Annotated in this window: 6 protein-coding genes and 1 pseudogene; 5 read left to right on the forward strand and 2 right to left on the reverse strand. The window is 36.3% G+C overall.

Annotated features, from left to right (window positions below; genetic code table 11):
• Positions 1-4 precede the first annotated feature (4 nt).
• From JGH11_RS03965 to JGH11_RS20125, 5 genes are all read left to right on the forward strand, one after another.
• The gene (locus JGH11_RS03965; protein WP_201110271.1) at positions 5-2,155 is read left to right on the forward strand and encodes a GH92 family glycosyl hydrolase; all 2,151 of its coding nucleotides are present in this window, start codon (positions 5-7) and stop codon (positions 2,153-2,155) included.
• Between the two features lie 89 nt (positions 2,156-2,244).
• Complete coding sequence (locus JGH11_RS03970; RefSeq protein WP_201110272.1) at positions 2,245-3,378, forward strand: glycoside hydrolase family 130 protein; 1,134 nt, start codon at positions 2,245-2,247, stop codon at positions 3,376-3,378.
• Positions 3,379-3,380: 2 nt separating this feature from the next.
• Entirely contained in the window at positions 3,381-6,047 is a 2,667-nt protein-coding gene (locus JGH11_RS03975; RefSeq protein WP_201110273.1) for a family 78 glycoside hydrolase catalytic domain, read from the forward strand.
• 744 nt (positions 6,048-6,791) lie between these two features.
• On the forward strand, positions 6,792-8,033 hold the full coding sequence (locus JGH11_RS20120; protein ID WP_236263853.1) for a hypothetical protein: 1,242 nt from the start codon (positions 6,792-6,794) through the stop codon (positions 8,031-8,033).
• Positions 7,996-8,796 (forward strand): hypothetical protein, encoded by an 801-nt coding sequence (locus JGH11_RS20125; protein ID WP_236263854.1) that lies wholly within the window; start codon positions 7,996-7,998, stop codon positions 8,794-8,796. The genes JGH11_RS20120 and JGH11_RS20125 overlap by 38 nt, the downstream gene beginning before the upstream one ends.
• A 101-nt stretch (positions 8,797-8,897) precedes the next feature.
• On the opposite strand, the gene JGH11_RS03985 is transcribed toward JGH11_RS20125, so the two are convergent.
• The gene (locus JGH11_RS03985) at positions 8,898-10,592 is read right to left on the reverse strand and encodes a RagB/SusD family nutrient uptake outer membrane protein (protein ID WP_370567557.1); all 1,695 of its coding nucleotides are present in this window, start codon (positions 10,590-10,592) and stop codon (positions 8,898-8,900) included.
• Between the two features lie 19 nt (positions 10,593-10,611).
• Positions 10,612-11,422 (reverse strand): annotated as a pseudogene (locus JGH11_RS03990) (SusC/RagA family protein); the annotation flags it as partial.

Here is an 11,422-nt window from a genome sequence, read left to right on the forward strand (position 1 = left end):
AAATATGTATATTAGAAAAAGTCTATTATTGTGTTTATCGATATTTCTTCCATTCTGTTTTACCAATGGACAAAATCATGATTACGCTCATAAAGTAAATACACTTATTGGAACGAAAGGGCTTGGACTAGCTTCAGGGTATATGTATCCAGGTGCAACATATCCTTTTGGAATGGTACAATTTACACCTACCTACTTCAATAAGCGTGCTGGATTTGTTATCAATCAACTTAGTGGCGGAGGATGTGAACATATGGGCAACTTCCCTACATTCCCTATAAAAGGTAAATTAAAAATATCTCCCGACAATATTATCAATTATCGTGTGAATATCTCTCAGGAGAAAGGAACAGCAGGGTATTACGAAACAATGGTTCAGGATGATACTAAAGCCGAACTAACAGTTACTGAACGGACAGGAATGGCTCGTTACGAATATTCGCAAAATCAAGACTTCGGCACAATCATAATTGGAGGAGGCATAGCAGCTACGGATATTAATCAGGCAGCAATTGTTATCACTGCCCCTAATACATGCGAAGGATATGCCGAAGGAGGTAATTTTTGCGGATATCGAACACCCTATAAAGTTTATTTCGTTGCTGAATTCGATGCTGAAGCCGTTGAGACAGGTACTTGGAAAGGAGATAAATTAATGCAAAAGACAACTTTTGCAGAAGGAAAAAATTCAGGAGTCTTTTTTACGTTCGACATTAGTAAAAAGAAAAAAGTACAATACAAAATTGGTATTTCTTATGTTTCTGTAGAAAATGCGAGAGAGAATCTCAAAGCTGAAAATACCAAATGGGATTTTGATGCAATCAAAAATCAGGCAATAACCAAATGGAATGAATATTTAGGAAAAATAGAAGTAATAGGTACAAATGCTGATAGAATAAACCAATTTTATACACATCTATACAGAGTTCTGATACATCCGAATGTATGTAGTGATGTAAATGGGGAATATATAGGAGCCGATTTTAAAATCCACAAAACCAAGTCAAAACATTATACTTCATTTAGCAACTGGGATACATACCGAACTCAAATACAACTTTTGTCGATCCTCGATCCTGATATTGCCTCTGATGTAGTAGTCTCACATCAGCTATTTGCTGAACAAGCAGGAGGAGGCTTTCCTCGTTGGGTAATGGCTAATATAGAAACAGGAATAATGCAAGGAGACCCTACTCCAATATTAATTTCTAATGCGTGGGCTTTCGGTGCAAGAAACTATGATCCGAAACCAATATTAAGAATAATGCAAAATGGAGCAGAGATTCCGGAAACTAAATCACAAGATATAGAAGTCCGTCCCGGACTGAAACAATACTTAGAGAAGGGTTATTATAATGCATCCGAGCAGTTGGAATATACTTCTGCTGATTTTGCGATAGCCCAGTTTGCCTTACGTGCTGTTGGGGACGAGTTTCTAAGTTGGCGTTACTCTCACTTTGCCCGTTCATGGAAGAATCTGTACAATAGTGAAACGGGATGGCTACAATCAAGAAGAGAAGATGGCACATGGAAACCATTAAGTGACGATTTTCGTGAATCTACATATAAAAACTATTTCTGGATGGTGCCTTATAACCTTGGTGGACTGATCGAATTAATAGGAGGAAAACAAGAAGCCGAAAAGCGTTTAGATGATTTGTTCAGAAGACTTGATGCTGGTTATGGCGACGATTGGTTTGCATCAGGAAACGAACCAAGCTTCCAGATTCCATGGATCTACAATTGGGTAGGACGTCCTGATAAAGCTCAAAAAATAATAAACAGGGTATTGAATGAACAATATTCAAGTAAGATAAATGGCCTTCCCGGCAACGACGACTTGGGTACAATGGGAGCATGGTACGTCTTTGCCTGTATAGGACTATATCCCGAGATTCCGGGTATTGGAGGATTCTCTCTGAACACACCAATTTTCTCTTCTATCAAAATACATTTAAAAAATGGAGATATAGTAATAAATGGTGGTTCGGAAAAAAATATTTATATTCAATCCTTGAAGTTAAACGGAGAACCATACGATAATACTTGGATTAATTGGGACGATATTTCCAATGGAGCAATATTAGACTATAGTACATCGAATAAGCCCAATCGACAATGGGGTACTAAAATTGCCCCTCCATCATTTCCGTAATATATAAAGTTGAGATTAATATTTTGTACACATATGATGTGTAAATAATCACATGTTATTTCAAATCAATAAATAAAAATATAATAATCATGAAAAGAATAACTTTTAGTATAATACTTATAGCAACTATATTAGTTTCCTGCAACAGTAAGAAAAAGACAGAATCATCATCTGATTTCCCAGATTGGGCTTGGGCCGAATTCCAACGACCAGAGGGAATCAATCCTATCATTTCTCCCGATTCTACAACCCGCTTCTACTGCCCTATGACAAAAGATTCTGTTGCTTGGGAATCTAACGATACATTCAATCCTGCGGCTACTATTTATGATGGGAAAGTAGTCGTTTTATATCGTGCAGAAGACAGATTTGGCGAAGGGATTGGAAGACGCACTTCCAGATTAGGTTACGCTTGGTCTGAAGATGGATTAAATTTTCAACGTAAGCCCACACCGGTTTTCTATCCTGACAATGACAGTCAAACTGAACTTGAATGGCCCGGAGGCTGCGAGGACCCTCGTATAGCAGTTACAGAAGATGGCCTGTATGTAATGCTCTATACTCAATGGAATCGTAAACAAGCCCGTTTAGCCGTAGCTACAACAAGAGATCTGCAAACATGGGAAAAACACGGACCAGCTTTTGCAAAAGCATATAATGGCCGTTTTAAAGATGATTTTTCTAAATCGGCATCTATTATAACAAAAGTGGTAGACGGAAAGCAAGTTATAGCTAAAATAGATGGAAAATATTGGATGTATTGGGGTGAAAAATTCGTAAATGTGGCTACCTCGGAAGATCTGGTAAACTGGACACCTATATTAGATGAGAAAGGAGAATTAATCAAACCGATAGTTACTCGTGAAGGGAAATTCGATAGTGACCTAACCGAATGCGGCCCCCCTGCAGTAATGACAGATAATGGCATATTATTACTATATAATGGTAAAAATAGAGCAGGAGCTGAAGGAGATACACTATATACAGCAAATTCTTATTGTGCAGGGCAGGCATTATTCGATTTGAAAGACCCAACGAAATTAATTGCTCAATTAGATAAACCTTTCTTTATACCTGAAGCCAGCTTCGAAAAAAGTGGACAATACCCTGCAGGTACAGTATTTATCGAAGGACTTGTTTTTCATCAAAACAAATGGTTCTTATACTACGGATGTGCAGATTCTCGGGTAGCTGTAGCTGTATACAACCCGAAAAACAGATGATCATGCAAAAAAGAACCTATTTGATTTTCACTATTGTATCGCTCATTCTTATTGCAACAAACTGCAATATAAGGGCTTCTGTAATAGTGTATGATCTAAAATGTGAAAACCTCATAAACCCTAATGCTATTGACAATACATCTCCGCATTTCAGTTGGAAAATTGATTATACCGAAGGTACAATGCAACAAAAGTATTACGAAATACAGGTTGCGTCCGACAGTGTGAGTTTGCTCAAGAACAAAGGTGATTTATGGAGTTCGGGTAAACAAAAAGGAACTTCTTCAATAATGATTCCGTATAATGGAAAAGAATTGGTATCCCGTTCTCTGTGCTATTGGCGGGTGCGCATATGGAATCAAAAGAAAGAAGTCTCGGAATGGAGTGAAATCGCTCGATTTGGAGTTGGCATAATCGACCAGACTGAGTTACAAGGAAGCTATATAGGTTTATCCTCAGTGGCAGGAAATATACAAAGTCCTTTACTAAGAAAAAGTTTTGATATAAAAAATAAGAATACATCATTTTTACATATAAATGCATTGGGCTACTATGAGGTATATATCAATGGTAAGAAAGTGAGTGATGATGTACTTTCTCCAGCCGTATCGCAGTTAAACAAAAGATCGTTGATTGTAACATACGATGTTACACCATATTTGAAAGAGGGAAGAAACGATTTAGTCTTATGGTTAGCCAAGGGATGGTATCGTAAAAATACATTTAACGCAGCATATGACGGACCTTTAGTTAGAGCTCAATTAGATATTAAAGAAAATAACCAATGGCATACATTAATATCTACAAATGATTCTTGGGCCGGCAGACACGGAGGCTATATTGAAACCGGTACATGGCAAGCTCTTCAGTTTGCAGGAGAGAAGTTGGATGGAAGAGTAATTCCCAAGGACTTGAATCCGACAACACTAGATCAGATGGTCTGGTATCCTGCCGTAGAAGTCCAGGTTCCTGAACATCAAGTAACTCCTGAAATGACTGAGCCTAACAAGATACAAGAAACTGTAATTCCGCGAAGCATAAAACAGCTTAGAGATAGTGTTTGGTTAATAGATATGGGAAAAGCTCTGAATGGATGGTTTGAAATTCGTTTACCTAAGTTAAAGGAAGGAAAAGAAGTTTTAATAGAATATACCGACTTTCTGGATAAAGAAGGACAGTTTCTAGATCAGGGACAAAGTGATATTTATGTTGGTGTAGGTAATGGGACTGATATATTTTGTAATAAATTTCATAATCATGCTTTTCAGTATATCCGAATATCTAATCTAGCTACTAAACCAAAGTTAGAAGATATAAAAGCATATCTTATCCATACCAACTATCGTTCGACATCGGCTTTCGAATGTTCGGATCCGGAGCTCAATGCTATCCACAATATGATTCAATATACTATGAAATGTTTAGCATACAGTGGATATATGGTAGATTGCCCACATTTGGAACGTGCCGGATATGGTGGTGATGGAAATTCTTCGACCGAAAGCCTTCAAACTATGTACGATGTAGCTCCATTGTTTACTAACTGGATGCAAGCTTGGGACGATTCTATGCGTGAGGGCGGTAGCCTGCCTCATGTTGCCCCAAATCCGGGAGCAGGTGGAGGTGGACCATACTGGTGTGGCTTTATTATTATGGCGCCTTGGCAAACATATCTGAATTATAACGATTCAAGATTGATAAAAAAACATTATCCAGCCATGAAAAAATGGCTTACCTACGTTGAGAAATATACCGTTGACGGATTGCTAAAACGATGGCCCGACACTCCGTATAGAGACTGGTTTCTGGGTGATTGGCTAGCACCGATGGGAGTAGATTCCGGCAATGAATTATCTATCAATCTGGTCAATAACTGTTTCGTAAGCGATTGTTTCTCCAAAATGGGAAAAATGGCAAAATTACTTGGTAAAGAAGACGATGCCAAAGAATTTGCGATACGAAAAGAAAATCTGAATCAGCTCCTACACAAAACATACTATAACGATAATCAGAAAACATACTCAACAGGTTCACAACTGGATATGTCCTACCCTATGCTGGTTGGAGTTACCCCTCCCTCTATATATGCTAAAGTGAAGGAACAATTATTCGCTCTGACAACTAAGAATCATAATAATCATATAGCTGTAGGGTTAGTAGGAGTTCCAATTCTCACAAAATGGGCAATTGAAAATAAAGCTGTTGACTTTATGTACACGATGCTAAAAAAACATGATTACCCGGGTTTTTTACATATGATAGACAATGGGGCTTCGACTACATGGGAGTATTGGAGTGGTGAACGCAGCCGTATTCATAACTGTTACAACGGTATCGGATCTTGGTTTTATCAGGCTATTGGAGGTATACGTACAGATGAAAATAAACCAGGTTATCAGCATGTAATAATAGATCCTCAGATTCCACAAGGTGTATCATGGGCAAAAACAACTAAAGAATCACCTTATGGTACCATCTCGGTAGATTGGAATCTAAAAGCTGATAGGCTAACTATTAATGTAGTTTTACCTGTGGGCAGTACAGGTACAGTTATTCTGCCTCAAAATATGATAGAGTATAAGTTAAATAAAAAAAATATTAATAATAAAAATAAAAACATTGTAATAGGCAATGGATCTTATACGATTGATATTCTTTTAGAAAAATAGTTATAATTATAATACGTTCATCGTTAAAGGAAATTAGAGCGACAACTTGGTCTGGTATATCTATATCAAAGATTTCAACCTAATTGCCGCTCTAATCTTATGCAATAAAATATATTTATAGAATTATTCTATACTCTATTTACATATAAAATTTTAATTTAATACTCATTAATTTTCTTCATTGTCGTTCCTTTTTATAAACAAATTTGAGCTATATTAATGGAACTTAATCTATCCTCTTCTTGTACTTTTATATATTATTTATTAAGTTTGTATTACGAAAAGGTTTATTTGGGTCTAGCTTTTATTTAACGATTGACAAATAAATCTTATTAATATTACACTTTGAGTAGTATAAAGAATGTATCTAGCACAACTTATTTCTTTTCCTATTAATGAACTGTGTACCCATCCGTACACTAGTAATCAATTCTTATTTTATTCAAATAATTTTACGTATACACATGTATTAACTATTAAGAAAAAAAACTTTCACTTACTATCTTTCTGTGGCAACTTTTTGGAAACATTAAAAAGTATTTATCCATTCAGATTTGCTGAGGATTTTATTTTATATGATTGCTCCAACTATTCATAATAAGACATTTTAGTTGTCTTTACTTTGTCACCCTACTCTATCTCTACTTAGATAGTCACAGAGTAAAGATGATTTATTGATGCTTTATTGGAAAGTAGCAAGATACTATTCCTTTGAAATAAACAAACTTTTTTAAATTAAAATCGATGAAACAAAGAACCTTTAAACAACGACAAAGATGGGCTACATTCTGGTTTATCTTATTATTAGTAGTTTCAAACTTTACACTGCCGTCGAGGGCACAAGTAACCATAGGATCGAACGAGCGGCCTGTCAGTGGTGCTATTCTTCAATTAAAAGAGAAAGAAAACGTACTGAATGACACTCTGAATTCATACAAAGGGTTCGGGTTGCCAAGAGTGACTCTATCTGACAAATATCAACTTTATCCAATGTTTCTTAACAACCCAGAAGATCCTACCTCCGGATCAAATGGCCAATACTCTGTAAACAAAGAAACTCTGGATAAGACTCACACAGGATTGCTAGTATACAATCTTATAGAAAATGAAGAAAAAGAGCTATGTATTGGATTAAATCAGTGGAATGGAAAAGAATGGAATTGTTTTCAAACAAAGATGGGAAATGCAATAGCAGACATAAAAGACTGTAATACCTTAAAATTCAAGGGTCAATACCAAAATGATGTTGCATTGAATAGTTCGAATTATTTAACAATAGATTTAACTGTAACTAAGGCCGGGGCCTATACTATAACTGCTATATCGGATCCAGAGAATGGATACTATTTTACACTGACCGGTGTATTCTTAACCACAGGTGATTATACAATTACTGTACCTGGAGCTGGTACACCAATCAATCATACAGAAGGTACACCCGGAGATTTAATGAAAATAACATTTAACGGAAAAGTATTGGATAGCTGTGACCCTCTATATGTTCAGGTAGAGGATTCTTCCAAAAAACCACTTTTTGTCATGAATTGTGCTCTGACAAAAGTTAGAGGTGTATATAAAATAGACACTCCTCTAGATCCTGCTACCAACTATATAGAGATGACCCTTAATGTGGATCTAGCAGGTATAGGTGCAACATATATTATAGAAACTAATACTGTGGACGGAATCTATTTCAAAGGGCAAGGTCTATTATCAAGTACTACCCAAAATATAAAACTAATAGGATACGGTACACCGAACAGTTTGAATGATAAGAAATTTACGATTACCTCAAATAGTAAAAAAACAACGGCAACCTGTGAAGCCACAGTAATTATGGTTATTCCAAAAAAAAGAATGTTGGTATTAGGAACTGCAGCTACATACGGTTGGGTTCCGGGAACATCCGGGGTAGGATCATATGAAGTTTTAATGTCTGACAACAACTTTGGTACGAAAGAAAGAAACAAGCTACCTCAAAACTGAGGGTTATGAGATCATATATCCAGGTATAAATGGGTCCCCAACAACAACGCAGGTATCGTCAATAAAAAATTATTTATTAACAGAGAAAGTAGATATTTGCTATATTGGTCAGGATATTTATGCAGGAGGTACGTCCGCCAGCGATAAAGAGTTCCGATCCATCTTAGCAGAATATCTGAATAAAAAAGGAGTGCTTATTTTATTTTGGGAAGCTAATCCTTATTCAAATGGTGGAGCTCAAACCTTTTTTCAGGAATTCTTTGCCAATCCTAACATAAAACAAGAACGTGTTAACGCTAGAGGTGGTGGTCTATACAAGTTATCGGGAATAAATGACGAAATTACAAATGGCCCATTCGGTGATGCCAGAGGTAAGTACTGGGGAGAAGATGCCTCATGGGCTATGTCTATAGGAAATTTGCCATCGGGCGAAATTGATGTATATTCTTGGGGAGATGACTATACTGATAATGGAGATACAGCGACACACTCTTATGTAACCGGATTTAAACACAGAACGCTCAACTTAATATTCTTTGGTGATGGAGGATTCCCTTCTTCTACATATACTGCAAATGGAAATAGCTCCAACTCAGCAACAATATGCCCCTTCTACTGGGAGGCTGGAACAATGAAACCTATTCCAAAACCCAATTATGGTTATGGTTCGGCAGGACAAAATGTATATAACTCTATTGTATGGTGTAATGTTATGGCATGGGCTATTAAACAAGCACAGTTTAATGGTATAAATACACCCTAACTAAATCCGTACCATCTTTATATATAAAAAAAATCCCGACTTAGATTTAAATATCTAAGTCGGGAAATAAAAACTTACCTTAAAATACCTATAACACCTATTTAATATCCGGGATTCTGAATCAACAGATTACTACTTGACATTGCCTTAGCAGGCACCGGATATCGATTAAAGTTTTCGTTCTTCGATGCTTTATGATCCCACCAATCTTCGTTAACAAAAGCACCCCAACGTATAAGATCAGTACGACGACGTTGCTCTCCTAAAAATTCGATAAGCCATTCGTCGAGCATACGATATTTATCAAGATTTTCCGCTGTTACCGGATTCGGGTCAATCTGATTTTCAAAATTACGCTTACGTACAGTATTTATAAGAGCTGCAGCATCACTGTTATAACCGGCTCTCATTTTACATTCAGCCAACATATAGTATACTTCAGCCAAACGGTAAACTGGTAAATCGGGATTATATCGTAAATTCCGTTCTGCCATATTAGGTAATGGATATTTTACAAATCTCACGCCTGAATTCTCCTCACCATCAGCAATAGTTGAAGGCAATTCGGCCACAGAGGCATATTTTTTACCGACTCCTACCTCTGTAAATCGAGCTACTTGATCCACAAATGAAATTATTTGCCCATTATACTCCTGTGTGCCTTTACACTCACCTCCGGTTTTAGGATTTACTTGTTTCCCAAAACAGAACATTCCTTCATATTTTTCATTACCCAGATACAAATATGGTTTCTTTCTTAGATCTTTATCATCAAACTTCGAAAAAGGTTTACCTAGTTTAAAATTTGTATATAATTCACCTGTAGGCTTAAGGGATGGTTGCATATGAAAACCATTATTAGCACCTCCATCCAAATCGAAATACTTAGAAGCATTGTAATGATAACCATCAGTCCAAATAAAACCATATACAGTTAATTTTTGATTCTGACATGGAATATTCCATATAACTTCCGGTGAACGATCGTTTGTGAAACAATGAGGTCCATACCAGTTATCATCTAGCTTGTAAGCTCCATATACACCATCGATTATATCCTGACATATTTTTTCACATTCGGAAAACATTTTCTTTTTTGTATAAGACTCTGCATTAAAATACAATTGGGCTAGCATCATCGCAGCTGCAGCCTGGTTGATCATACCTTCTTCGGATTTTCCTAATTCTGTCTTTTTAGGTAATTGAGGTATAGCTTCCTTCAATAATGCTTCTATGTGCCCAAATGTTTCTACATCGGTACTACGGGGCTGATCCTCTCCTCCTGTCTCTGTATATATAGGCATGCCACCAAAATAATCTAACCCTCGCATATAAAAATATGCGATCAGAGTCTGTAATTGCATCTGATGAGCTTCTTTTGTTCCTTTAGCAAAGCCTAAAGCATCATAATCTACATATTTATCCAGATCTTGTTTTGCTTCAAGTGACAAAGCAACTCCCATTGAAGCACCATACCAACAGTTCCATAATTGATTTTCGCTTGGAGTCCATTCGTGATGATGCATACGTTGATATTCTCCTCCATTATACCAGTGAGGTCCTTTGGTAGAGAGACAGAAAGCATCGGATGATAATTCTTGCATTTGCCATATAGAAGACTGATCTCCCAGATACCATCGAGTGTGAGTAAATGGACGATCTAATCTTTGTAAGACACTTTGTTGCGATTGATAAAATTTCTCAGGAGTAATTGATGAATAATATACTTCATCGAGACTACATCCGGCAAAGGATATCAATAATCCAAGTAATAATATTATATATTTATTTTTCATATTCATGAATATTAATGTTTTAGAAAGACAACTGCACACCAAGAGTATAACGTCTTGTCTGAGGATAGATACTATTAAACATCTCAAAACCGGGCTCTAGTCCTGTGATATCAACTTCCGGATTTAATCCGCTATACTTAGTAAATGTCGCAACATCACGAACAGTAAGATAGAATCTAGCATTGTCTAAATATTTTGTATACTTTTTCAGATTAAGGTTATAACCTAAATTAATTGCATCTATTTTAAGGAATGTACCATCCTTAAGCCAATAATCGCACAATTCTTTTTCACCCTTAATATGTTCATATTTATGATAAGCATCTTTCAACACATTTATTTCCTCCACATTAGATAGTCCATAATACATATCAATGGTATTGAAGACATCAAAGTCTATCCAACTACGTAGATATATCGATAGATCCCATTGACGATAAGTAAAAGTATGATCCCACGATATCATAAGTTTTGGCATAGAATTACCTACATAAGCCTTATCTTCTATTTTTTTCTGGCTTGCAGGTATCACATTATTATTTTTATCATACAATAGCCAATTACCATTATCGTCAAATCCGGCAAACCGCCAAATAAAAAACTTACCTATAGTAGAACCGGCCTGTAACCTGATTGCATCTCCCGGGCTACCCGGGCCAGGCATACCTTTACGATCCTGATAAGTATTATTTCCCCATAAAGACAATATTTTAGAACTATTATTTGAAAAACGCATAGTAGTGGAATAATTAAAGTCTTTTCCTCTCACAATATCTCCTCCTATTTCGAATTCCCATCCTTTATTTTCCAAATCACCTGCATTTACAATC

Source organism: Dysgonomonas sp. Marseille-P4677, assembly GCF_016652235.1.
In the GTDB taxonomy this organism is placed as follows: Bacteria; Bacteroidota; Bacteroidia; order Bacteroidales; family Dysgonomonadaceae; genus Dysgonomonas.